At 59.4% G+C, this 22820-nt stretch carries 19 protein-coding genes and 2 tRNA genes; 5 read left to right on the forward strand and 16 right to left on the reverse strand.

From position 1 onward, the window contains the following. Positions 1 to 226 precede the first annotated feature (226 nt). Positions 227 to 3358 (reverse strand): DEAD/DEAH box helicase family protein, encoded by a 3132-nt coding sequence (locus JL2886_RS12995; RefSeq protein WP_197492317.1) that lies wholly within the window; start codon positions 3356 to 3358, stop codon positions 227 to 229. Between the two features lie 259 nt (positions 3359 to 3617). Between JL2886_RS12995 and JL2886_RS13000 the strand changes: the two genes are divergently transcribed. The 4 genes from JL2886_RS13000 to JL2886_RS13020 are packed head-to-tail and all read left to right on the forward strand — an operon-like array spanning position 3618 to position 10272. Next, positions 3618 to 5642: a type I restriction-modification system subunit M gene (locus JL2886_RS13000; protein WP_082996082.1), complete on the forward strand. Its 2025-nt coding sequence runs from the start codon at positions 3618 to 3620 to the stop codon at positions 5640 to 5642. After that, a complete protein-coding gene (locus JL2886_RS13010; RefSeq protein WP_082996083.1) occupies positions 5642 to 6892 on the forward strand; it encodes a restriction endonuclease subunit S in 1251 nt (416 codons plus the stop codon). The genes JL2886_RS13000 and JL2886_RS13010 overlap by 1 nt, the downstream gene beginning before the upstream one ends. Further along, the gene (locus JL2886_RS13015) at positions 6889 to 7281 is read left to right on the forward strand and encodes a hypothetical protein (RefSeq protein WP_065272398.1); all 393 of its coding nucleotides are present in this window, start codon (positions 6889 to 6891) and stop codon (positions 7279 to 7281) included. Before JL2886_RS13010 ends, JL2886_RS13015 begins: the two co-directional genes overlap by 4 nt. Positions 7282 to 7299: 18 nt before the next feature. Continuing rightward, entirely contained in the window at positions 7300 to 10272 is a 2973-nt protein-coding gene (locus JL2886_RS13020) for a type I restriction endonuclease subunit R (protein ID WP_065272399.1), read from the forward strand. Positions 10273 to 11673: 1401 nt separating this feature from the next. On the opposite strand, the gene JL2886_RS13025 is transcribed toward JL2886_RS13020, so the two are convergent. The 14 genes from JL2886_RS13025 to murA all read right to left on the reverse strand — a co-directional run bounded on the left by JL2886_RS13025 (position 11674) and on the right by murA (position 21402). Continuing rightward, positions 11674 to 12849 carry a DUF6538 domain-containing protein gene (locus tag JL2886_RS13025; RefSeq protein ID WP_065272400.1) on the reverse strand — a complete coding sequence of 392 codons (1176 nt, stop codon included), beginning with the start codon at positions 12847 to 12849 and terminating at the stop codon, positions 11674 to 11676. 66 nt (positions 12850 to 12915) lie between these two features. Then, positions 12916 to 12990: transfer RNA gene (locus JL2886_RS13030), tRNA-Phe, on the reverse strand. 81 nt (positions 12991 to 13071) lie between these two features. Then, positions 13072 to 13275 (reverse strand): DNA gyrase inhibitor YacG, encoded by a 204-nt coding sequence (locus tag JL2886_RS13035; protein WP_065272401.1) that lies wholly within the window; start codon positions 13273 to 13275, stop codon positions 13072 to 13074. Then, on the reverse strand, positions 13272 to 14294 hold the full coding sequence (locus JL2886_RS13040; protein ID WP_065272402.1) for a ribonuclease E/G: 1023 nt from the start codon (positions 14292 to 14294) through the stop codon (positions 13272 to 13274). The genes JL2886_RS13035 and JL2886_RS13040 overlap by 4 nt, the downstream gene beginning before the upstream one ends. Continuing rightward, on the reverse strand, positions 14291 to 14872 hold the full coding sequence (locus JL2886_RS13045; protein ID WP_065272403.1) for a Maf family protein: 582 nt from the start codon (positions 14870 to 14872) through the stop codon (positions 14291 to 14293). The genes JL2886_RS13040 and JL2886_RS13045 overlap by 4 nt, the downstream gene beginning before the upstream one ends. A gap of 121 nt (positions 14873 to 14993) precedes the next feature. Beyond that, on the reverse strand, positions 14994 to 15212 hold the full coding sequence (infA, locus tag JL2886_RS13050) for a translation initiation factor IF-1 (RefSeq protein ID WP_005620785.1): 219 nt from the start codon (positions 15210 to 15212) through the stop codon (positions 14994 to 14996). An 85-nt stretch (positions 15213 to 15297) separates the two neighbouring features. Then, on the reverse strand, positions 15298 to 16176 hold the full coding sequence (locus JL2886_RS13055) for a carbon-nitrogen hydrolase family protein (protein ID WP_065272404.1): 879 nt from the start codon (positions 16174 to 16176) through the stop codon (positions 15298 to 15300). Positions 16177 to 16229: 53 nt separating this feature from the next. After that, positions 16230 to 16811, reverse strand: coding sequence for a GNAT family N-acetyltransferase (locus JL2886_RS13060; protein WP_065272405.1), 582 nt, complete (start codon positions 16809 to 16811; stop codon positions 16230 to 16232). Beyond that, entirely contained in the window at positions 16811 to 17206 is a 396-nt protein-coding gene (locus JL2886_RS13065; RefSeq protein ID WP_065272406.1) for a ketosteroid isomerase-related protein, read from the reverse strand. Before JL2886_RS13065 ends, JL2886_RS13060 begins: the two co-directional genes overlap by 1 nt. Beyond that, complete coding sequence (locus JL2886_RS13070) at positions 17203 to 17661, reverse strand: low molecular weight phosphatase family protein (RefSeq protein ID WP_065272407.1); 459 nt, start codon at positions 17659 to 17661, stop codon at positions 17203 to 17205. The genes JL2886_RS13065 and JL2886_RS13070 overlap by 4 nt, the downstream gene beginning before the upstream one ends. A gap of 3 nt (positions 17662 to 17664) precedes the next feature. Next, positions 17665 to 18144 (reverse strand): UPF0262 family protein, encoded by a 480-nt coding sequence (locus JL2886_RS13075; RefSeq protein ID WP_065272408.1) that lies wholly within the window; start codon positions 18142 to 18144, stop codon positions 17665 to 17667. Positions 18145 to 18242: 98 nt separating this feature from the next. Further along, a complete protein-coding gene (hisD, locus tag JL2886_RS13080; RefSeq protein ID WP_065272409.1) occupies positions 18243 to 19544 on the reverse strand; it encodes a histidinol dehydrogenase in 1302 nt (433 codons plus the stop codon). Positions 19545 to 19654: 110 nt separating this feature from the next. Further along, entirely contained in the window at positions 19655 to 20134 is a 480-nt protein-coding gene (locus tag JL2886_RS13085; RefSeq protein ID WP_065272410.1) for a DUF2948 family protein, read from the reverse strand. Then, positions 20134 to 21402: a UDP-N-acetylglucosamine 1-carboxyvinyltransferase gene (murA, locus tag JL2886_RS13090; protein ID WP_065272411.1), complete on the reverse strand. Its 1269-nt coding sequence runs from the start codon at positions 21400 to 21402 to the stop codon at positions 20134 to 20136. Before murA ends, JL2886_RS13085 begins: the two co-directional genes overlap by 1 nt. Positions 21403 to 21648: 246 nt before the next feature. Here murA and JL2886_RS13095 point away from each other — a divergent pair. Beyond that, positions 21649 to 21723, forward strand: a tRNA-Thr gene (locus JL2886_RS13095). Between the two features lie 267 nt (positions 21724 to 21990). On the opposite strand, the gene JL2886_RS13100 is transcribed toward JL2886_RS13095, so the two are convergent. Beyond that, positions 21991 to 22752 (reverse strand): FadR/GntR family transcriptional regulator, encoded by a 762-nt coding sequence (locus JL2886_RS13100; protein WP_065272412.1) that lies wholly within the window; start codon positions 22750 to 22752, stop codon positions 21991 to 21993. Between the last annotated feature and the right edge of the window lie 68 nt (positions 22753 to 22820).

Below are 22820 nucleotides of genomic sequence, written 5' to 3' on the forward strand. Positions count from 1 at the left end.
TGTCGTATATGGCCCCGACAACAGATTGGGGCTGGAGGTCGTCAACCAGCTCTGCACGATTGGTGGCCTCCTACTCTGCCTCCCCAACCGCTTTAGCCAACGGTGACAAAACCACAGATCGTAGGGGTGGCAGGCTTCATATATCTTCCGCCATGGTTTTGGCCGGGGGGTATGTCCCCGCTATGCGGACAGTTTGCTATAAGGATATATATAGCTTCTTGTCTGCTTAGGGAGCGTCTGAGTTGAAGACCTCCTCGATCTGGGGATCACTAACCCCCGCCCAACCAGATCCTTCTACCTGGGGGTCACCTTCTTCCAGGAACCGTACAGCACGATCCAGCGAGAAATGACCCACGGAAGTCAGCCCGTGGTTCAGGTGCGGCTCTCGTTGGCCAGAGTGATTGCCCAAAAGGAACAGATGCCGGTGCGTCCGTCTCCGGCCAGCATTCTCGGCTTTAAAGGAAAGCACAACCGCCCCCGTTGCGATTAGCTCAGGCCCTGCTCGCAGAAAATCTACGTCTCCGATACAGCTCCTCTGCAGGAGCTTCTCGGCAGTGGCCTTAGAAGAAGCCAAGTCGGGACGCATTTTCATCAAGCCTAACGGCGTCAGAGGGATATTCCCCTTCCGCATCATCTCCATCTCCAATCGGTCAGGCATCAATTCGTCGAAAGCCACGAGTTCGTCGACCTCGACTTCGACCGGAAGGTTGCTGAGCAGGAAGACACGTTTGCGATACGGCGAATGCACAAGCCGTAGACGTCCTATGGCCTGCATGGTCTCGGCATCCCGTATCTGTGCGTGGATAGCTTCGATGCGGTGATCGCTGAAGCTGGGGACCATCACACCAGATTGGGGCATCGGATTGCGGGAAGATTGAACGTACCCCCGAAGTTGAACCGGCAGGCGTTCTGATGGCTCGGACAAACCTGAGGGACGCGCGGCAGCATCATGCTGGAGTGGCTCTTCATCATCCCAGAACAATGCTCGTGCTTTTAGATCGACTTCGAACGGCGGCGGCATGTTGCGACCAGCGATGAAAATCGCCGAGCAGTCTTCCGCATCATTGCTACCCCTCAGCGCGGCGAAATGGTTAATCTTCACATCCGAGGCGATGTCGTCACTCTCTCGAAGTTTATCCGCGAGATCCTTATGGCTTACCACCAGAGGAGGCTCGCCGAATTCCGCCCAGGTGTTCAGAACCTCCGCGAGCTTTTCGACGTCCCCGGTGGGACCATTCCAATGAGCTTTACTGCCGGTGCGGTCGTATACTTGAACGATGCCAGCGTTTTGCTTGACGTCAATCCGCTCTAGGTCGACTGCCCCAAGCAGCGGCTCTAGAAGGCGGTGGTCGGCGGTTGCATCAAGGCACAAGACAGCACAGTTTTCGGGGATGAGAAGCCCTTGCACATATGCGAGACGGGCAACCTGGCCGCTCTTTCTAGAGAGAGCATAGACAATGCGCGGGACCTCGTCTCTATGAGGTTGAAGGCGCATTTCCTCGCGCAAGATCCGAAGAAGTGTTTTGAGGGATCGGAACAGGACAGGATCACCGGTTGTCTTTGGCTTAGACTGTCGCTCTGGCTCGAAGGGGAAACTGGGAAGAAGGTGATCCAGCCGTACCTCTTCCAAATCACTTGGGTGGATACCCTCGCTGCGGAGGGATTTTAGGAGCGGCTCCCCATCTTCCAAGGCGTTCGAGATCTTCCGGCCAAGGTCAGGGATATTGCCGGTGCGGATATGCGTACGGATTTCGTGCAGCGGGATTTCCGTTTGGGTGTCGACAACCTCGTTGAAAAACGCCTCATCAATCACAACGAGGTCAGGGCGAGACATCAACTGGTTGCGAGGCAAACGCAGGTACTGATGGACCATGATCCGAACCACGTTTCCGTGGTTGTCGGTGCTTACATCCACATCTCGGAATTGCTTTAGGTATCTGCAAGAATCGAAGTAGGCACACTTCTCGCCATCGTCTGCCGAGCAGGCATTGCCATAAACGCTGAGGCCTTCTTGCTCCAGGCCACGGACATAGTCTGGGCGGTCGCACAGCACCGGCAATTCCCTTCTCGGCCCACCCGTCCTGGGCATCACATGAATGACCTCGGCATTGAAACCGCCAAGCCGTTCAATTTCTTGAACGTATTGCTCCGCAAGATCGTGACGTGGCACGTAAACCTCGACCGTCTTGCCCAATGATGACGCGAGGTAGTTCCGCAGATGTTTCAGTGTTGAGTAGGTCTTGCCTGCGCCGGTCGTGATGCGCAGGGCCAAACGTGGAGAATGCTCTATCTCCGCGAAGAAATCCGTGAGTGCAGAATTCAGCCGGTTCTGTCCTTGGCTTGCGTCCACAGGAGACAGCCTTGTAAACGGCTCGCAAGCCGGTAGGAGCATGGTGGTATCAGCCCTGGACTGGAAGCTGTAGCGTTCTGTCTTTAGCTCGTCCCTCCTTCGTTCCGCTTCCGACAAGGCATGCGAGTAGGACCACTTGTTGTCGGACACATCGGCTTCTGCCGAGAAAAGCTCCCAGGTCAAATCCGCAATTTCTGTTAGATCCGGGAAATCGCCTTTCTTTGACCGGCCCCGCATAAGCTCACACGTCGCATCGTTGCTTTTCAGCAGCATGAAACGCTCTCGGCCATCGATCACAAGGCCAGTATCCGGGTCGCGGATAATTCCCTGTACGTCGAGGCGATCCGTATCAGATCGGTGCTGACAATGGCGAGGACGCAAGGCCCGGTCGGATAAATCCGATGGTGGCTGTACAGACAGGCGGAACCCGGACGGATTATGGAGACCAAGGCGTTTGACCACGGGATCTTTAACCCCGTTTTCAAGAATGGGTGCGGCAGTGAAATGTGGCTGAACCGCATTGAACACCGATAGGTCTACCGGCGTTTCCTGTAGCCACGCCTTTGCTTCCTGGTCGGAAACTGGATTGTCCAGCCAGAACCAGAGATGAAGCCGTATCTCGTCGTTCTTGAAGCCCATACTGCCAGACCACTGGTACGCAAATGCTACGCCAGCGAACTCGGGGGGCAGGAGCGATACCACGTGGTCCAGGATTTCAGGGGTGTGTTGCTCGAAGTCCTGCCATTCAGACGGCAGAGGGATACCGTCCAAGTCTACCATGAGCCATTGACGCGAGCAGGCGGCAAAGTTCGCGGGTTGATCGCTGTTTGCCCGCGACGTTCTCCTCACTCCCTTAACGGGACGGTCTGGGGCGAGAACGCCACGGATCACGAACCTTTTGGGGTCCTCTTGTAGTCTGCAAAGCCGTTCATAGAGGTCTTGCAGGCTCCGGACGTTCTGCTGTTCGACATCAAAGAGCGAAGACATCCTAACCGGAAGGAGTTCCAATTGACCGCTCTTCGTGGCACGAACATGTTTAGCGGCGATTGCATGGGAGCGGAGGATCGTAAGTTGGTCCATTGAATAAGGTGTAGTGCTTTCTGGTTGCGTCGGGGGGCGTCAGTATGTGCAACAAGGCTGAGAAACCAAGCAGAAAGTCTGTTTTTGTTCAATTTTTTCAGTTCGTTGCATGAGTTATTTCCCTGGGTTGTGTTACCTAAAACCTATGGTTGAATGAGCGACACTGAGGTCGCAGGATTGGAAAGAAATGAGCGGAACTGACATCAAATCGCTGGGTGCCTTCGTGTGGTCCATTGCCGAGACCCTGCGCGGGGACTTCAAGCAGTCGGAGTATGGAAAGGTCATTCTACCCTTCGTGGTTCTGCGTCGCCTGGACTGTATCCTTGAAGGGACCAAGGACGCTGTTCTCGACCTCTACGACAGCCTGCCTGATGACATCGACGAAGAGACACGGGATATGATGCTCTTCGGGGTCGCCGGTCAGAACATTCAGGTCTACAACCACTCCCGCTTTACCTTCGAAAGCCTCAAGGGGCAGGATGCCAAGGACATCCACAGCAACCTGATGGACTATGTCACCAAGTTCTCCCCGAACGTCCGTGACATCTTCCTTGAGAAATTCCTCTTCACCGACCAGCTCAAGCGGTTGAACGATGCGGGCCTGCTCTTCACCGTGTTCGAGCAGTTCACCCAGATCGACCTCCACCCCGAAGCGATCTCGAACCTCGAGATGGGATACCTCTTCGAGGAGCTGATCCGCCGCTTCTCGGAGATCTCGAACGAGACCGCCGGGGAACACTACACCCCACGCGAGGTGATCCGCCTGATCGTGTCTCTGCTTCTGATCAACGACCAGGAAGCCCTGACCGGTAGCGGTGTCATCCGTCAGGTCTATGACCCGGCAGCAGGAACAGGTGGCATGCTGTCTATTGCCGAAATGGAGATGAAGGCCCTGAACGAGCGGGTCCTGGTCGAGCTGTTCGGGCAGGAGCTGAACCCGGAATCCTTTGCCATCTGCAAATCCGACATGCTGGTCACGGGACACAATCCCGAGAACATCGCCTTCGGCAACACCCTGACCCAGGACGCCCACAAGGGGCGGAGCTTCCACTACATGCTGTCGAACCCGCCCTACGGCGTGGACTGGAAGAAGTACAAGGACGACATCCTTGCCGAGGCCCAGGAACTGGGCATGGAGGGGCGGTTCGGGGCTGGCCTGCCGCGCGTATCGGACGGGCAACTGCTGTTCCTCCAGCACATGATCTCCAAGATGCGCGATGACGAACAAGGCACCCGTATCGGCATCGTCATGAACGGCTCCCCTCTCTTCACCGGCGGGGCCGGGTCGGGCGAAAGCGAGATCCGCCGATGGATGCTGGAGAACGACTGGGTCGAGGCGATCATCGCCCTGCCCACGGATCTGTTCTACAACACCGGTATTCAGACCTATGTCTGGCTCCTGACCAATCGCAAGACACGGGATCGCCAGGGCAAGGTCCAGCTGATCGACGCCAGCAGCGACCGGTTCTGGAAGTCCATGCGCAAATCCCTTGGCTCCAAACGCCGCGAGATCCCGCCAGAGGCCTGCGACGAGATCACCCGGATCTATGCCGAGATGTTGAACGGAGAGGCTGGCTGGGGGGAATACTCCAAGATCTTCAAGACCACCGATTTCGGCTATCGGGAGATCCGTGTCGAACGCCCCCTGAAACTGGCCTTCGAGGTGACCGAGGAAGCCCTAGAGGCCCTGCAAGAGGCAAAACCCTTCGCCAAGCTGGGCGACTCCGAACAGACCGCGATCCTGACCGTGCTGCGGCAGAGCCTGCCTGCGGGCAAACGATGGCTGGACCGTACCGAGTTCGACAAGAATCTGACAGCGGCGCTGAAGGCTGCCGGGATCAAACTGCCCGCCCCGGTGAAAAAGGCGATCCTGTCGGCCCTGTCGGAACGGGACGAGGATGCCAAGATTTGCACCGGCAAGGATGGCAAGCCCGAAGCCGACAGCGATCTGCGCGATCACGAGCTGGTCCCGCTGGCGGAGGACTGGCGGGACTACGTGCAGCGCGAGGTTCTGCCCTTTGTCCCCGATGCCTGGGTGGATCAGAGCCACACCGACGCGCAGGATGGCGGCGTGGGCCGTGTGGGCTATGAGATCAACTTCAACCGCTACTTTTACAAGTACGTGCCGCCCCGCCCGCTGGCAGAGATCGACGCCGAGCTGAAGGCGCTGGAAGCCGAGATCGCGGGCCTGTTGCAGGAGGTTGTGGAGTGATGCTCGCTACTGAGGACGACGATGCCCAAGTCAAACCAGTCTATGGAAGTGGCTGGAAAAGGTGTCGGCTTAAGCATCTCGGCAAAGCGCTAATCGGGCTTACATATTCGCCAGACGACGTGGTGGACCCCGGCATGGGTTATCCAGTTTTGCGAGCAAATAACATCCAAAATGGACGCCTTCATCCAGACGGAATAATCTATGTTGATGCTCGCGTACCCGAAAGATTGCGACTGCGTGAAGGGGATATACTCATCTGCTCTCGTAATGGCAGCAGGCATTTGATCGGGAAGAACGGCAAAGTCACCAGAGAGTTTTCTGGGATGACGTTCGGCGCTTTCAACACCGTGGTCCGATCAGATAGCGCAGACTTCCTGTATTGGGTTCTGCAATCTTCCATCTTCGAAGAGCAAACCGGTGCCTATCTCACATCGACCATTAACCAACTTACAGTAACGACTCTAAACAATCTTAGTGTTTTGGTCCCCGACCTCGAGACCCAACGCCAGATTGCCGACTTCCTGGACCGCGAGACCGCAAGAATTGACCTGCTGATCGAGAAAAAGCAGCGGTTGGTGGCGCTGCTGGATTGTAGGTATGATGCACTACGCGAGAGCATACTCGCGTTGGATGACAACATTTTTCCGAAACGGTCCATGCGCTGGCTAGCCAGGGTTGGATCCGGAGACTTTCTCCCCAACGAGAAAATGAGTCCAAACAAAAGCCCAGACAATCCCTTTCCGGTAGTTGGCGGAAACGGTACGATGGCGTACACGAACCGGTCAAACTCTCCGCCGGGGACGTTGGTAATTGGCCGAGTAGGAGCCTTGTGCGGGAACGTTCATTTCTACGATATTTCGTCGTGGGTTACCGACAACGCCCTTATTGTTCGCCTGATTTCGAAAGACATCTTGCCCAGGTATGCTTTCGAGATCTTTGTGTCAGCCAGATTGAACGAAAAAGCCAACAAGAATGCCCAACCGCTTATTACTGGCGAGACGATCAAAAGGGTTACCTTGCGTCTGCCTGATCCGGGAGAGCAAGAACGGCGCGTCGCCAGTCTCGAGCTGCTAACCACGCAACTCACGGAGCTAAAAGAGCGTATTCTCTCTAGTATCACGCTGCTCAAAGAATACCGCTCCGCCCTGATCACCGCCGCTGTTACAGGGCAGATCGATGTGCAGACCTATGGCAGATCTGGCACCGTGGACCGACGGCTCGACGCCATTCAGGAGGAGATGGAGGCATGACCCGCCAAATCGATGAACTGCCCGGTTTCCTGAAGGGCTGGCTCTCCGCGCATCCCCGCATATCCGAGGTCGCCGCCAAAACTGCTTCGTCAGGCCGCGTCCATCTTTCCGTGTACCGCACGACACATGGCAAGCCGCTGGGTGTCGAGTATGACAAGGACACGCTCCAGAACCTGTGGCTGCGGGCCGGTGATGCCCCCTCCCATATCCCAAGCGGCGTAAAGACGACCCACAAGGCGTGGACTGGCCACGAGTGGGCCAGCCCGGATGGGAAAGGAGCGAACAGCAACCTGCGCGGCTATGCAGATTTCCGTGGCTACGACCTCATCCGTCTGGGCGTAAAAACCCAAGCCGATGCCGAAGAGATTTTGACCCACCTATTGAAATAGCATTTTGCAGGACCCGCCATGACGACCGGACAGCACACGACCAAGGACGTTCACCAGGAGAAGGTTTTCGAGGCTCATATCGTGGGCTGCCTGACCTCGGATCTGGGCTATCTCGAACGGGATCCAGCCACGGACTACGATGTGGGTTATGCCCTCGACCGTGAGCTGCTGTTCCGCTTTCTGCGCAACACCCAGCCCGAAGCGTGGCAAACCCTGGAGGATCACTACAGTACCCAGGCCGAGGCGGAGGTTCTGAAGCGGCTGGAAAAGGCCCTGAAGGAACAGCCCACCCACCAGGTTCTGCGTCAGGGGATCAAGCTGGTCCCGAACATCAACTTCTCCCTGTGCTACTTCAAGCCCGCCTCGAACCTGAACCCGGATCTGACACGGCTGTTCGAGGGTAATATCCTGTCGGTCATGCGGCAGGTGCGGTACTCCAAGAAGAACGCCAATGCCATCGACATCGTCACCTTCGTGAACGGCATCCCCGTGACTACGATGGAGGTCAAGAACCCGTTGACCGGGCAGACGTTCAAACACGCCGAAGCGCAGTATCGCAAGGATCGCTCCCCCGGTGGTGAGCCTCTGTTGACCTTCAAACGCGGTGCCATCGTGCATTTCGCCGTGGACCCAGACAACGTGTCGATGACCACACGGCTGATGAACGGCAAGACGCGGTTCCTGCCCTTCAACCGGGGACGGGATGGTGGGGCTGGCAACCCGGATGTGCCGGGGGAGAACCGGGTGTCCTACCTCTACAAGGATCTGCCGGGGGCAAAGGCGGTCTTTTCGCGCGAGGTTCTGCTGGATCTGATCGGGCGGTTCATCCATCTGGAACGATCCGGCGGCAAGGAGGTGTTGATCTTCCCGCGCTTCCAGCAGCTCGACGCGGTGCGGCGTGTCCTGGCAGATGCACGGGCGAATGGCGCTGGGCAAAACTACCTGATCCAGCACAGTGCGGGGTCGGGAAAATCCAATACCATCGCCTGGACGGCCCATCAGATCATCAACCTGCATGACGAGGCCGACCGCCCCCTGTTCGACACTGCGATCATCGTGACCGACCGCTTGGTTCTGGACCGGCAGCTACAGAACACGATCAGCGGCTTTGCCCAGACCGAAGGTGTAGTGAAGAAGATCGACGGCACCTCCCGAGATCTCAAACAGGCTATCGAACAGGGCAAGCGGATCATCATCACGACGATCCAGAAGTTCGGCACGGAGCATCTGGCTACCATATCGGGGCAGTCCTCCAAGAACTTCGCCGTGATTATCGATGAGGCGCATTCCTCCCAGTCTGGGAAGGCGGCGCAAGCCATGAGCGATGCCCTGACACGGGAGAAGACATCCTCCGAAGACATCGAGGATATGATCCTGGCCCATCAGGCCGCCAGAGGGCCGCAGAAGAACATCTCCTTCATGGCGTTCACGGCCACCCCTCGGAACGTGACGCTGGAGCGGTTCGGACGCATGGGCGAGGATGGCAACCCGCACCCGTTCCACCTCTACTCGATGCGTCAGGCTATCGAAGAGGGGTTCATCCTCGACGTCCTCCAGAACTACATGACCTACTCGGCCTACTACAAGCTCGAGAAGGCCATCGAAGAGGACCCCGCGTTCAAGGGGAGGAACGCCCAGCGGACTGTCGCACGGTATGCCTCTCTTCATCCTTCGGCAATTGGCCAGAAGGTCGAGATCATTGTCGAGCATTTCCGCCGCCATGTGCGGAGCGAACTCGGCGGACAAGCGAAGGCCATGGTGGTCACCCAAAGCCGTGAACATGCCTTCCGGTACTGGCAGCAGATCAAGGCCTACATTGAGGAGAAGGGATATTCCGACCTCAAAGCCCTGGTGGCGTTCTCAGGCGATCTCCGTATCGATGACACTGACTGGTCCGAGGCTGCCGCCAACGGCTTCCCCGAAACGGAGCTACCACAGAGGTTCGACACGGATGAGTATCAGGTTCTCGTAGTTGCCGAGAAATACCAGACCGGGTTCGATCAACCGAAGCTGGTAGCGATGTACGTGGACAGGAAGTTAGCAGGGCTTCAGGCTGTGCAAACACTCGCACGGTTGAACCGGACCTTCCCGGACAAGAAGCGGACCTTCGTCCTTGATTTCCAGAACACCATGGAGGAGATCCGCGACGCCTTCGCCCCGTTCTTCGAGGCTACGGAGCTGGAGGAACGCACGGACCTCAATCAGATCTATGATCTCGAAAGCAGGATCTCGAGTTCGCCGTACATCATCCGGGACGAGGTCGAGAGGTTTGCAAATGTCTTCTTCACGGGAAATCTCAGTAGCCAGGAACGCATCCGCCTGGAAGGGCTGGTGAAGGAGACTGTTGGCCGTTTCGAGATGGACGACGACGAAGCCCAGCAGGAGGAGTTCCGGCAGCTCCTTAGAAGCTACATGCGGTTCTACTCCTTCGTTGCGCAGATCGTCTCTCTCGGGGATCCGTGGTTGGAACAGCTCTTCACGTACGTCTCTTGGCTTTCGCGTCTGCTGCCGTCACGGGAAGTCCCTGCCGATATCCAAATCTCGGAGGACATGCTCCAGCTCTCGGCATTTCGGGTGCAGAAAGGCGAAGAGGGATCGGCGTCCCTTCAGGCTGGTGACACGACCAAACTTGCGGCCATCACCGAGTTCGGTGCCAACCGCTACACGGAGGAGGAAGAGCGTTCCCTGTCTGAGATTATCGACTCCTTCAACGAGCGACACGGGACCAATTTCTCGAGAGAGGACTTCCTTCGATTCGAACGTGTGAACCGCGAAATCATGGACGATGAGATGACGGACATGATGCGCAATAACCCTGCGGATGTGGTCTACGGGGCATTCGAACGTGCCTTCTTCCAAGGGATGGTAAGGATGTTCCAGCAGGACAACGAGATGCGGAGTGCCGTGATGACCGACAAGGTGGCCAGGGATCAAGCCACGCGACACTTCTTCAATCGGGCGATGCGGATGGCCAACGAGAGCCGCACCTGAACCACGGGCTGACTTCCGTGGGTCATTTCTCGCTGGATCGTGCTGTACGGTTCCTGGAAGAAGGTGACCCCCAGGTAGAAGGATCTGGTTGGGCGGGGGTTAGTGATCCCCAGATCGAGGAGGTCTTCAACTCAGACGCTCCCTAAGCAGACAAGAAGCTATATATATCCTTATAGCAAACTGTCCGCATAGCGGGGACATACCCCCCGGCCAAAACCATGGCGGAAGATATATGAAGCCTGCCACCCCTACGATCTGTGGTTTTGTCACCGTTGGCTAAAGCGGTTGGGGAGGCAGAGTAGGAGGCCACCAATCGTGCAGAGCTGGTTGACGACCTCCAGCCCCAATCTGTTGTCGGGGCCATATACGACAACCCTACGGGGGTGGGGTGGCACTCGCCCCCCCTATGCCCACACACGAGCAGAAGCCCTCTTTCCCGTATACCGGTCGACTCATACAGCGCCATCTCGAGGTCTCAGGTAGGTGAACCTCCGGGGAAGTCCTTCCTGGCCTTCTACTAGTCATACGGGGAGCCTGAGACAGCTCTCCACGGTATGCCCCTCCTGACAGCCGTGCAGCTCGATCCCAACACGGAGATACAACCGGGCAGAAGGCTGAGTCTGACAGAGCCGTAGAACAAACCGTAGAACAAATCGTGCCTGTTGACCGGGACTCCACGGGGCTGATATCCCTTATTTTGCTGATGCTTGCCGTGTCAACGGTGCCTGTAACGGGTCTCGAACCAAATTTCACACGGGCTGAAGACCCGCCCCCGGGCACCATTTCCTTCGTTCAAGGCATTGTTTTGCATCAGTTTTTGGGCTGATCAAGACGAGGCGTAGAACTGTTTTGGGACCTTGGTGCGATGATTGATGGAGTTTGGTAGTCGCTCGTGAGAAGAGTGGAGCCAAGAGGGGTTACCAGCCACCCTTCACGACGCTTCTTGTACCGGCTGCCGCCAAAGCCTGCATTCCAACCGATGTGCCGTTTCGGCCTGTAGATCCGCTCGATCTCGTAAGCCACATACCATGGCAAATCGGTATGCAGGGGTCGCCACTCTATCTCGTCACCATGTTCGGCAAGGGCCTTTTCCAGGGCATGGCATGTCGGGCTGGAATGATGAAGTGCCACGCGAGCGTGTAGCTTTTGCATGGTCACACCGATGTACCCCTCACGAAATGGATTGTCGAAGGATGGTAGATGGCCCCAGTATACCATGTGCGGTGCGGTTAGGTAGGTTCGTGACGACATCGGAAAGTGCCTCCTAGAGAACAGGTGCCGCGACCATACAATGAGGAGAAAAGTGAGTCAAAACAATGATTTAGTTGTAATAGTTGGGGCAAGAACTGGGGGAGCAGTAGGGGGAACAGCACGGCCTTAGCACAGGGAACTAGAAGCAGCTCAACATGCTGTCTTGAGCCACTTTTCTAGCACGGGTATCGGATACCCCTTCCCGTAGCCGTGTCCCACGCCATCCGTATGCCACCCTCCGATCTGATCTGCGATGTCAGAAGGGCATTCCACGGCCCTCAACCGATCACGCATCGAGTGGCGGAAACCGTGCATCGTGGCCCCCTTCGGCACGTAGGCCTTGAGCCACTTGTTCAGGCCAGCACTTGCAGAATTGGCGTTGGTCTTCCCTTTGGTGTTGTACCTGGGAAAGGCAAACCTACTGCAACTTTCTTGCGCGTGAATTTTCTCGGCTGCCCATTCTGCGGAACCGAGCAGGGGGACGATTCGCTCACTGCTTTCTGTCTTGAGGCTTCTCCACGGGTGAGGGACTATTCGAGCCACCCAACTGCCGCTTTCATCCCGGTAGATGTCCTCTCTCAAGAGACCAGCAGCTTCGGCCAAGCGCATGCCGGTATCGGCGACCATGGCCACCAACCATCGCATTTCGTCGTCGATCTCTTTACACTTCTCCTGAACGGTTCGGATGTCCTGCACGGGGATGGAGCTACGACCTGACACCCCGGCGTTGCGATCATAGTAGACGTTGGCGAAGGGCGAGGTGGTGGACAGCCCTTCCTCAGCCACGGCGAAATTGAAGACCGCCCGGACGGTGCCGAAGATCCGGGTAATGCTGCTGCCAGCCAATCCCCGCTTGATTAGGGCATCACGGAACTTGTTTGCGTCTGCTTTGGTGTAGTCTGTCAGTGGTTTGTCTCCGCAGACGTCGATCACGTAGCCGCAGGATCGATGTGCGGCACGGTGGAAGGTCTCAGGGCGTCCCTGACCTTTGAGACGTAGGTACGTCAACACAGCCTCCGACAGGGTCAGACCATCGGATGTGACAGAGGTGTCTTCCGGCGAGAGAGGAGCCTGCCGGGTCAGACCATGCCGGAGCAGATGTTTGCCAGGGAGTTCCGCATCCTGAGTGCGAAGGTGATACCAGTATTCGTCCAGTTTGCATGCAGCCCTGTTTGCCCGCGATAGAGCGATGGAACGGGATCTGGTCCTCAGAGAGTAGGAGATCTTGCCCGACGAGTAATGCTGTCGGAGGTCCACCGGGATACGGCGGGTGAAGTAATAGATGCCTTCCTTCACGAAGACATGGCTGCGTGAAATGTTCTCCAATTTGTTCTACGCCTCGTCTTGATCAGCCCAAAAACTGATGCAAAACAATGCCTTGAACGAAGGAAATGGTGCCCGGGGGCGGAATCGAACCACCGACACGAGGATTTTCAATCCACTGCTCTACCCCTGAGCTACCCGGGCACGGGAAGGCGTCTCGCCTTGGGTGTGGGCCTTCTATGCTGTGGGGCGGGCGGTGTCCAGAGGCTTTTTGAAAGAAATTTTTCAATGCCGGAACTGTGAGTGCTTTTCTCCAGAGGACCGCGATCTTTCGGTCTCTTCCAGCGCCTTTTCAATGTCTTCCGGGTCCCGGCTGGGGGCCGCATAAGCGCCGTTCAGCCATTTCGCCAGATCAAGATCCGCGCAGCGCCGAGAGCAGAAGGGGCGGTAGGAGCGGGCGGTTTCCTCGCCACAGATCGGGCAGCTCATCGCAGAATCTCCCCCAGGGTCGGGCGGCCGCGTTTGCGTTGCAGTTCGAAGTGGCCCAGGTTGGTCCAGCCGACCAGAACCGTTTCTTCGCTGTCGGCGCGCAGCGCGGCCCGCAGAGTGGTTTCAAAGACGCGCCGGTCCTTTTTTGGCATCGGCGCCAGATCCAGCACGATTTGTCCGCCAAGTCCCCGAACACGCAGCGCCCGGGGCAAGTCTTTGGCGCAGGCCATGTTGGCCTTGAGGCCGGCCGCGAGGGAGGTATCGGTGCCGGTGTTGACGTCGACGGCCACGAGTGCGCGCGTGGGTTCGATATAAAGGAACCCGCCGCCCGGCAGCGGTTCGCGGATACCCTGGGCCTGGTCAAGCGCGTCCAGCACACCGTGGGTCTCAAAGCCGCCCGGAGTGCGTTCGACCTCGGCCGGTTCGACCCAGTCGCGCCAGGCGCGGATATGGGGGCCGTCGCCTTCGGCGAGGGTTTCCACCTCGGTTCCATGATCGTTCAGGACCTGATCGGCCAGGGCTGCCATGGCGGCGATATCCTCGGCCACCTCATCGGCATCCGCGCCCGCGCAGGCAGAGCGCAGGATCAGGCCGTAATCTGTACCCTCCATGGCCAGATGGGCAACCTCCAGCAGGCGGTCACGCTCATCCTCGTCCCGGATCGAGCGGGAGATGTTCAGCCCCGGCGCCTCGGGGGTGACGATGGCGTAGCGGCTTTTGAACAGCAGTTTCTGGGTGACCGGGATCGCCTTGCCCGGCTCGGCATAGCCGGTGACCTGCACCAGAAGCTGCTGGCCCGGGGCCATGCCTTTGACCTGCCGCAGGAAGGCGGCGCCATCAGGCGTGCTGAGGAACATACTGCCTTGGCCCTTGACCGGCCGGTCGGCGCGAGCGCGGTAGACGGTGCCGGGCACGGGGGCATCGCCATCGATCAGGAAATCCTCAAGCTTGCCATCGACCATCAGCGCGGCGGCCTCGTGGCCTTCGACGTGGTCCAGAACGATCGTGCGGCCCTTCATGCGGCGGCCTCCTTGTATAGTGGCCAGCCCGCGGCCTGCAGAAGATGGGCGGTTTCGCAGAGCGGCAGGCCGACGATCCCGGTAAAGGAGCCGTTGATCCAGGGGATGAGCGCCCCCGCTGGTCCCTGAATGGCATAGCCACCGGCCTTGCCCTGCCAGTCATCACTGGCGAGATAGGCGTTCAGTTCCTCATCGCTGAGGCGCTTCATCTTGACCTGGCTGACTACGTCCTTTTGCCAGACCCTCTCGCCGCGGCGCACCGCGACCGACGTGATGACACGGTGGCGGCGGCCAGACAGGGCCAGCAGGAATTCGGCGGCCTCTCCGGCATCGGCAGGTTTGCCCATGATTCGCCGCCCCATCGCGACGGTGGTATCGGCACAGAGCACAACATCATCGGCCCTTGCTGGCACGGCCTGCACCTTTTCACGTGTCACGCGGGCGCAGTAATCGCGCGGCAGCTCACCCTTGTGAGGGGTCTCGTCGATATCCGGCGGGCGGACCGCGTCCGGGGTAACGCCAAGCTGTGCCAGCAGTTCCAGCCGCCGCGGGCTGCCAGATCCCAGAATGAATGCCATGAGGGGCCCTTTTATCTATACCGTGCCAATGCTGCCGTGGGCCCTTGTTTTAGGAGTAAACCCCCAAAAACAAAAGCCCGGCATCTGGGCCGGGCTTTGGTCATCAAGTCGGATCGGTCGCTTATTTGAAGCGGTAGTTGATCCGGCCCTTGGTCAGGTCGTAGGGGGTCATTTCCACCTGAACCCGGTCGCCAGCCAGAACACGGATGCGGTTCTTGCGCATCTTGCCTGCCGTATGTGCGATGATCTCATGGCCGTTTTCCAGCTCGACCCGAAACGTCGCATTGGGCAGGAGTTCCTTCACGACACCGGGAAATTCGAGCGTATCTTCCTTGGCCATGTTCTCTCCATCATTGCGTTACCCCGTCAATCTGCGGGGATGAGCGCTTAAATGAGCCTATTTTCCCAATTTTTCAAGGGCGCAATCACGGCATGAGGCGAATTGTGCAGGTTTTTGTCCTGCTGTTCTGTTCGTCCCAGTGGCTGCGGTTGCGGACGACCCCATTGCGACGGACCTCGGCGACCTGTGCGATGTCCACTTCGGCTAGGGTCCAGCCGGGCTGGTCCAGGGTGCCTTCGGCAAAGACGCCGGTCGGAGGGAAGCCGGTATCCGGCGGACCAAAGATGCCACCCATGCCGCATCCCACGTCAACCGATTCGGACCAGTCTGCCTGCCCCACGATTGAGGCCATGGCGGTGATGCACTGGTTTTCCAGCGCCCGCGACATGGCGCCGATACGCACCCGCCAATAGCCCGCCAGCGCCTCGGTACAGGAGGGAACAAGGATGATATCTGCCTCTTCCAGCGCCCGGCCCAGCAGGGGGAATTCGCTGTCATAGCAGATCAGCACGCCGATCTTGCCAAGCGCGGTGTCAAAAATCTTGAGCGGTCCGCCCCCGGTGACATTCCAGGGATCGCGCTCGAACATGGTCATGATCTGCTTGTCCTGATGGTCCCGCTCTCCGGTCGGCGCGTAGAATTCGGCGCGGTTCACCGGGCGCTCGAAACCGGCATTCACCGGGGCCGAGGCGCCGAGGATATGAACACCGTGTTCGGCGGCCAGTTTCAGGTGCAGCGCGGCGGCATCCTCCATCCGATCCGATACGGCATGCAGCGACCGCTCCAGATCAAGGGCGGCGTCAGCGCCATCCAGCGTCGCCAGCTCCATCGCGCCATATTCGGGAAAGACCAGAAGGTAGGCACCCTGTTTGGCGGCATCGCCGACCCATTTTGCCAGCTTGTCCTCGTATTGAGCCCAGCTGTCGAGCCAATCGAGCGGGTAGGCGGCGGTAGCGATTTTCATGGGCGAGATCCCTTTTGTCTGGCGGGTACCCCGCCGGTCGTTTCAAAGTGAGCCTACAGCTCCCGGCTCCAGAATTGCAGCGCCTTTTTGCTTTCGGCGCGGTCGCCAATGTCTGTCCAGGTGAACTCTGCAAGCACACCCGGCATCGGGCGGTAGCCGCGTTTGCGCCAGAACACATCATTGCTGCGGTAGTCTGCGGGGCGCAGTGGGTGATCCTCTGGGCGGATCACGCTGCAAAAGGCCGAAAGCCTGAAACCAAGGGTGCGCGCGTGCGCTTCGCGGTGGTCAAAGAAGGCATGGCCGATACCCTGTCCTCTGAACTCTGGCAGCAGCACGGATTCGGCGCAGTAGAACACATCCTCGACAGGCAATTCGCCCTTTGAGATCTGCGTCGCATCGCCATGGCTGCTCAGCGGCATGCCCGTCGCTGCGCCGATCACACGTCCTTCGGATATGGCTGCCACCAGCACCGCATCGGGCGTGTCGCGGTAGCTACGCAGATAATGCTGCTCATAGGCTTCGTCCCCATCATAGAGATAGGGAAAGGCGCGGAACACTTCGATGCGCAGCCGTGCCAGATCCGGCAGGGCGGCCTCCAATGCCTCGCCCGAAAGGGCTTTGACCTTAACCGCCATCAGGCCGAGACCTGCGCCATCCAGTCAGAGAGGTTGTAATAGGTGGTGACGCGGGAGATCTTGCCGTCCTTCAGATCAAAGAAGGAGCCTGCAGGCAGACGGTAGCTCTGGCCGCGCGCCTCGGGCAGACCCGCGTCGGTTTCCAGATAGGTGCCGTTGACGATGTATTCGGCGGCGGCGCGGCTACCGTCCGGGGTGGAAAACACCACCATGTCAGTCAGCTCCTCACGGTAGCAGCGGCTCATGTGGTCGCAGAACTCGGCGAATTTTTCCTTGCCAACGCGGATGTTGCCCTCGTTGACGTGATGGGCCACGTCGTCAGACAGGCAATCGATCATGCCTTGGGTGTCGCCTGCGTTGAAGGCCGCGAAATAGCGCGTGATGGTGTCGCTCATAACAGCTCCGTCGGTTCGCCCCAGCGGGCTTTCAGGTGTTGAATGATCTGGTCGCGGGTCTGCCGGTAGCTGTCGAGCTTGGCCTCGCGGGTTTCGCCAAGGCCGGTCGGATCCATGATCGGCCAGTATTCGACTTCGAGGTGAAAATAGCGGGTCAGCTCCAGCGCGCGGCGTTGGCTGGCAGGCGACAGGGCCACCACTAGATCAAAGGACGACAGATCATCGCCCCATTGCTCCATCTCGTCGAAAGAGCGCGACCGGTGGCGCGACAGTTCCACCCCGATTTCCTGGCAGACAGCGATGCAGAAGCCGTCGATTTCCATGTCGTTCTTGACGCCGACCGACTGCACGTAGGTCCCGGCGCCATAGAACTTCTTCATGATCCCCTCGGCCATGGGGGATCGGACCGCATTGTGGTCACAGCAGAACAGGATGGACTGCGGTAACTGCTCCACCCGTCAGCCTCCGAAATGCAGGACGCAGATCAGGGTGAACAGGCGGCGGGCGGTGTCGGTATCCACCTCGGCCTTGCCCTCCAGGCGTTCCTGAAGCACGCGGCTGCCTTCGTTGTGAATGCCGCGCCGGGCCATGTCGATGGTTTCGATCTGGCTGGGGGGCAGGGTCTTTACGGCGGTGAAATAGCTTTCGCAGATCTGGTAGTAATCCTTCACCACCTGACGGAAGGGCGACAGCGACAGATGAAATTCCGCCGCCTTCTGCCCGTCTTCGGTGGTGATATCAAAGACCAGCCGTTTATCCCGGATCGCCAGCCCCAGATGATAGGGGCCGGGGGGGACAGCGCGCCCGTCACGGGCAGGCAGGGTAAAGGAGTTCTCCTCGATCAGGTCAAACAGCGCCACCTTGCGCTCCTGCTCGATCTCGGGGGTCGGGGGCGGCAGGTTGCTGTCGTCCAGCTCGATATGACTGATGCGGCTCATGGCGTGCGATCTCTTAACCGGGAATCGCATCCTCACTAGCCGATGGCGCGCGGCGCGGCAATCTTTTGAGGGCTGCCTTGCGCCGCGTCCGGCCGTGATCAGTCGTTCAGCGCGTTCAGACGCTGGGTGACGGACAGGCCGTGCGCCTCCAGGCTTTCGCTTTGCGCCAAGGTTTCTGCCGCCGGGCCGATGGCACGCAGCGCTTCGGGCGTCATCCGGGCCAGGGTGGTGCGTTTGAGAAAATCCATCACCGACAGGCCCGAAGAGAACCGCGCCGAGCGCGCCGTGGGCAGCACGTGGTTGGGGCCGCCGACGTAATCGCCGATGGCCTCGGGCGTGTATTGACCCAGGAAGATCGCCCCGGCGTGGATGGTCTTCTGGCTCAGTTCTTCGGGATCGCCGGTGCAGAGTTCCAGGTGCTCGGGCGCGATACGGTTCGACAGGTTTGCGGCCTCATCGAGATCGCGCACGGTGATTACCGCGCCGAAATCGCGCCAGCTGGCTCCGGCGATGGCGCGGCGCTCCAGTGTTTCAAGGCGCTTGTCCACGGCTTCGGCCACCGCGCGGCCAAAGGAGGCATCGTCGGTGATCAGGATCGACTGGGCGCTTTCATCGTGTTCCGCCTGGCTCATCAGGTCCAGCGCGATCCAGTCGGGGTTGTTGTCCTTGTCGGCGATCACCAGGATTTCCGACGGCCCGGCGATCATGTCGATGCCCACCTTGCCGAAGACGCGGCGCTTCGCGGCGGCGACAAAGGCGTTGCCGGGGCCAGTGATTTTATCCACCGGCGCGATGCTTTCTGTGCCATAGGCAAGCGCCGCAATCGCCTGAGCGCCGCCGATGCGATAGATCTCATCCACCCCGGCCAGCCGCGCCGCCAGCAGCACCAGCGGGTTCAGCACCCCGTCGGGCGTGGGCACGGTGATGGCAAGACGCTCGACCCCGGCGACCTTGGCCGGAATGGCATTCATCAGCACCGAAGAGGGGTAAGAGGCCAGCCCGCCCGGCACATAGAGGCCTGCAGCAGAAACCGCAGACCAGCGCCAGCCAAGGATGGCTCCCGCCGGATCGGTCCATTGGGCATCTTCGGGCATCTGCCGTTCGTGATAGGCGCGGATGCGATCCGCTGCGAGTTCCAGCGCCGCCCGTTCCGCAGCAGGGACGCCTGCGATCGCGGCGGTCACTTCGGCCTCGGAAATCGCCAGCTTGTCGGCGCTCAGCTCCAGCCGGTCGAACTTCGCTGTCAGGTCGATCAGGGCCGCATCGCCGCGGCTGCGTACATCGGCAATGATCTCCGCGACAGTGGCGTCCACGTCCGGGCTGTCCTCGCGCTTGGCGCTCAGAAGCGCGGCAAAGGAAGCCTCGAAATCGGCATCAGAGGTATCAAGGAATACAGGCATCTGGTCACTCCGGCTGGTGCGACCGGGACATATAGAGCGAACCGCGCCGGGACAAGCCTTTGCCGCCGGGTGCAGCAGTTTGCCCTGCCGCAGCCCGCCGGGCAGCGGCGTCAGTCGTCGCCGTGATCAGGCGCCTTGCCGGAAGGCGCAGTATAGGGCCGGGTCACATCGCGCAGCGAAACATCGATGGCCTCGACAGAAAGACGGATGGCGCCATCGCCGGCCAGGGTCAGCACCAGGTGGCCCGCCCCGTCGTCGCCGGGTTCAAAGGACAGCGACAACAGCGACAGCACAAGATCCTTGTCGCTGCGATCGACCCCTTGCGAGGCGACGCCCAGCACATTGTCGACCACCAGCAGCGATTGCACCCGCTCGTAAGCGCGGGCGCGCTTTTCGGCTGCGGCGCGATCCTCCCAGCGGAACCGGTTGATCAGCAGCGCAAAGCGGTGCCGGGAGGCCTGCCAGCGCATTTCAGTGACCGGGAACACCGAATCCTGCACCAGCGCAGAAATGACTTTCAGGTCCTCTTCTTCCTGCGCGCCAAGGTTCAGCGGCGCCTCGCGGCCCTCTTCAAAGGTTGCGTCTGCCATCAGGTCCCCTTGATCCGTTCAATTTTTGCGCCAACGCCGGACAGCTTGCTCACCACGTGTTCATAGCCGCGGTCCAGATGGTAGACCCGGTTGACCAGTGTTTCACCCTCGGCCGCAAGTCCCGCCAGAATCAACGAGACCGAAGCGCGCAGATCGGTGGCCATCACCGGGGCACCTTTCAGGCGCTCAACCCCGGTTACGGTGGCGGTGCCGCCCTGCACGTCGATGCGGGCGCCCATGCGGGTCAACTCCGGCGCGTGCATGAAGCGATTTTCGAAAATCTTTTCTTCCAGAACGCTGACCCCATCGGCGGTGCACATCAGCGCCATCATCTGCGCCTGCAGATCGGTCGGGAAACCGGGGAAGGGTTCTGTGGTCACATTGACCGCCTTCACCCTGTCGCCGCGGCGGCGCACTTTCAGGCCCGCGTCTGTTTCCTCGATGGCGACGCCTGCCTCGTCCAGCTTTTCGGCAAAAGCACCGACCAGATCCATGCGGCCGCCCAGCAGTTCGACTTCGCCGCCACAGATAACCGGTGCCAGCATATATGTGCCAAGCTCGATCCGGTCGGTTACCACCTGGTGGGTGGCGCCGTGCAGGCGGTCAACGCCCTGAACTTCGATTCGCGAGGTGCCGTCGCCTTCGATCTGGGCGCCCATCTTGCGCAGGCAATCGGCGAGATCCGAAATTTCCGGCTCCCGCGCGGCGTTGTTGATGACGGTGGTGCCCTTGGCCAGGGTCGCCGCCATCAGGATATTTTCAGTGGCCCCGACCGAGGCAAAGGCAAGATCGATCACCGCGCCTTTCAGTCCACCAGGCGCCTTGGCATGAAGATAGCCGTCGCGCAGGTCGATCTCGGCGCCAAGCGCCTCCAGCCCGTGAATATGCAGATCCATTGGGCGTGCACCGATGGCGCAGCCCCCCGGCAGCGACACCACCGCTTGACCCAGTCGGGCCAGCATCGGCCCCAGTACCAGATTCGACGCCCGCATTTTGCGCACGATGTCATAATCGGCCACGTGATTGTCGAGGTTGTGGCTCGACATGGCCTGCACCTGACCGTCCTGAAGCGCGGAAACCTCGGCGCCAAGGGATTGCAGCAGCTGGGTCATCGTCTTGATGTCGCTCAGGCGCGGTGCATTGGTCAGGGTCAGCGGTTCTTCGCTGAGCAGCGTTGCCGGCATCAGGGTAAGGCAGGCATTCTTTGCCCCCGCGATGGGGATCTGCCCCTGAAGGGGGCCATTGCCCGTTACCAGAATCGAATCCATGCGCTCTACCTTTCCGAACCGCCTGTTTGCTCGTCCTGTTTCCCGGCACGCGCCTTAGCCTGCGCCTTGCGGCGGGCCATGTTGGCCTTCAGGGCGGCCTTGAGGCGATCCTCGCGGGTGGTGGACTGAGCACTGGTTTTTGGTGATTTTTTATCTGCCATAAACCTTGTGTAACTTAGTGTGAAAAAACCGTCCAGAATGGTCTTGCGCCGCTCTGCGTTTATCCCTAAAAGCCCCCTCACCGGCGCTGCTGTAGCTCAGAGGTAGAGCACTCCCTTGGTAAGGGAGAGGTCGAGAGTTCAATTCTCTCCAGCAGCACCAGTAAACTTTCCCGACGATATATCCCGTAAATAGCCCGCCATGTCGGTCTTATGGTTTTGCCATGTGAACTGGCCCAATTTGCGCGGGTTTCGTGACTATCCGCTATGCAAACTGCGATTCGAATTGCGGTAATCCGGTCGATTCCCTGCAGGCTGTTTCGTGCCTCTGCGTCTGGTTCCCGCATGCCTGCCAAAATGGTGCGGCCATTGGCTGGCCACCACAAAACATCCGGGGGCAGAGATCGATTCACGCCCCGGCCGCGCCGCCTCACTCCCCGATAAAGCGGCGCATTAGATGGGCCTCTTGGCCGCGCATCAGGTCCTCGGCCACCTGCATGTGCGAGGCCATGATCTCGCGCGCCCGGTCTGCATCGCAGCTGCGCAGCGCCTCGACCAGTTGCAGCTGGTGTTTGCGCCCCTTGCGCCAAAGCTCCACATTCGGCGGATCGTAAAGGCCGCGATACACGGTCAGATCGGTCAGGATCTGCGCCATGAAACCGATGACAAAGCCCAGAAGCCTGTTGTTGGCGAAATCGGACAGCCGCGCATGGAAGATAAGCGAGGCGATATGCTGCTCTTTCTCTTCTTCCGAAGATTTGGCCGGCTCGGGATAGCGTTCGGCAAGCTCCTGCAGTTCTGCCAGCTGTGCCTCGCTCAGCTTTCCGGCCAGGCTGGCGGCAAGTTCCGGCTCCAGCGCCCGGCGCATCTGATAGATGTCCGCCACCGACAGGTCCTGAAAGTAGAAGTAATTCGCCAAGAGAGACCGGGCGCGTTCGGCAGAAACCTCGCCAACCATGCTGCCGCCACCGGGGCCGGTCTTGGTCACGATCAGGCCCTGCGCCTCAAGGATGCGCAGCGCCTCGCGCACGGTGCCCTTGGAGACGCCGAATTCCTCGATCATGGCGCTTTCGTTGGGCAGCTTGTCGCCCTTTTTCAGGTCACGCTCGACCACCCACTGCTTGATCTCTTCCGCGACCCTGACGGGGCGGGATTTCTTGGGTTTTGTGGGGGGCGTGTTGCTGCCGTCCATTCGGAACCTCTGTTTTTATCATTATAAAAATATAGACTTCATAGGGCGCCATGTGTAGTGCCTAATTT

It is taken from the genome of Phaeobacter gallaeciensis (assembly GCF_001678945.1).
Taxonomy (GTDB): Bacteria; Pseudomonadota; Alphaproteobacteria; order Rhodobacterales; family Rhodobacteraceae; genus Phycobacter; species Phycobacter gallaeciensis_A.

What these genes read in the sequence shown, in the direction of transcription:
- JL2886_RS13000 (WP_082996082.1), top strand. Translation starts at nt 3,618, where the DNA reads ATGAGCGGAACTGACATCAAATCGCTGGGTGCCTTCGTGTGGTCCATT.
- JL2886_RS13010 (WP_082996083.1), top strand. Translation starts at nt 5,642, where the DNA reads ATGCTCGCTACTGAGGACGACGATGCCCAAGTCAAACCAGTCTATGGA.
- JL2886_RS13015 (WP_065272398.1), top strand. Translation starts at nt 6,889, where the DNA reads ATGACCCGCCAAATCGATGAACTGCCCGGTTTCCTGAAGGGCTGGCTC.
- JL2886_RS13020 (WP_065272399.1), top strand. Translation starts at nt 7,300, where the DNA reads ATGACGACCGGACAGCACACGACCAAGGACGTTCACCAGGAGAAGGTT.
- JL2886_RS13035 (WP_065272401.1), bottom strand. Translation starts at nt 13,275, where the DNA reads ATGAGCTGCCCGATCTGTGGCGAGGAAACCGCCCGCTCCTACCGCCCC.
- JL2886_RS13040 (WP_065272402.1), bottom strand. Translation starts at nt 14,294, where the DNA reads ATGAAGGGCCGCACGATCGTTCTGGACCACGTCGAAGGCCACGAGGCC.
- JL2886_RS13045 (WP_065272403.1), bottom strand. Translation starts at nt 14,872, where the DNA reads ATGGCATTCATTCTGGGATCTGGCAGCCCGCGGCGGCTGGAACTGCTG.
- infA (WP_005620785.1), bottom strand. Translation starts at nt 15,212, where the DNA reads ATGGCCAAGGAAGATACGCTCGAATTTCCCGGTGTCGTGAAGGAACTC.
- JL2886_RS13055 (WP_065272404.1), bottom strand. Translation starts at nt 16,176, where the DNA reads ATGAAAATCGCTACCGCCGCCTACCCGCTCGATTGGCTCGACAGCTGG.
- JL2886_RS13060 (WP_065272405.1), bottom strand. Translation starts at nt 16,811, where the DNA reads ATGGCGGTTAAGGTCAAAGCCCTTTCGGGCGAGGCATTGGAGGCCGCC.
- JL2886_RS13065 (WP_065272406.1), bottom strand. Translation starts at nt 17,206, where the DNA reads ATGAGCGACACCATCACGCGCTATTTCGCGGCCTTCAACGCAGGCGAC.
- JL2886_RS13075 (WP_065272408.1), bottom strand. Translation starts at nt 18,144, where the DNA reads ATGAGCCGCATCAGTCATATCGAGCTGGACGACAGCAACCTGCCGCCC.
- hisD (WP_065272409.1), bottom strand. Translation starts at nt 19,544, where the DNA reads ATGCCTGTATTCCTTGATACCTCTGATGCCGATTTCGAGGCTTCCTTT.
- JL2886_RS13085 (WP_065272410.1), bottom strand. Translation starts at nt 20,134, where the DNA reads ATGGCAGACGCAACCTTTGAAGAGGGCCGCGAGGCGCCGCTGAACCTT.
- murA (WP_065272411.1), bottom strand. Translation starts at nt 21,402, where the DNA reads ATGGATTCGATTCTGGTAACGGGCAATGGCCCCCTTCAGGGGCAGATC.
- JL2886_RS13100 (WP_065272412.1), bottom strand. Translation starts at nt 22,752, where the DNA reads ATGGACGGCAGCAACACGCCCCCCACAAAACCCAAGAAATCCCGCCCC.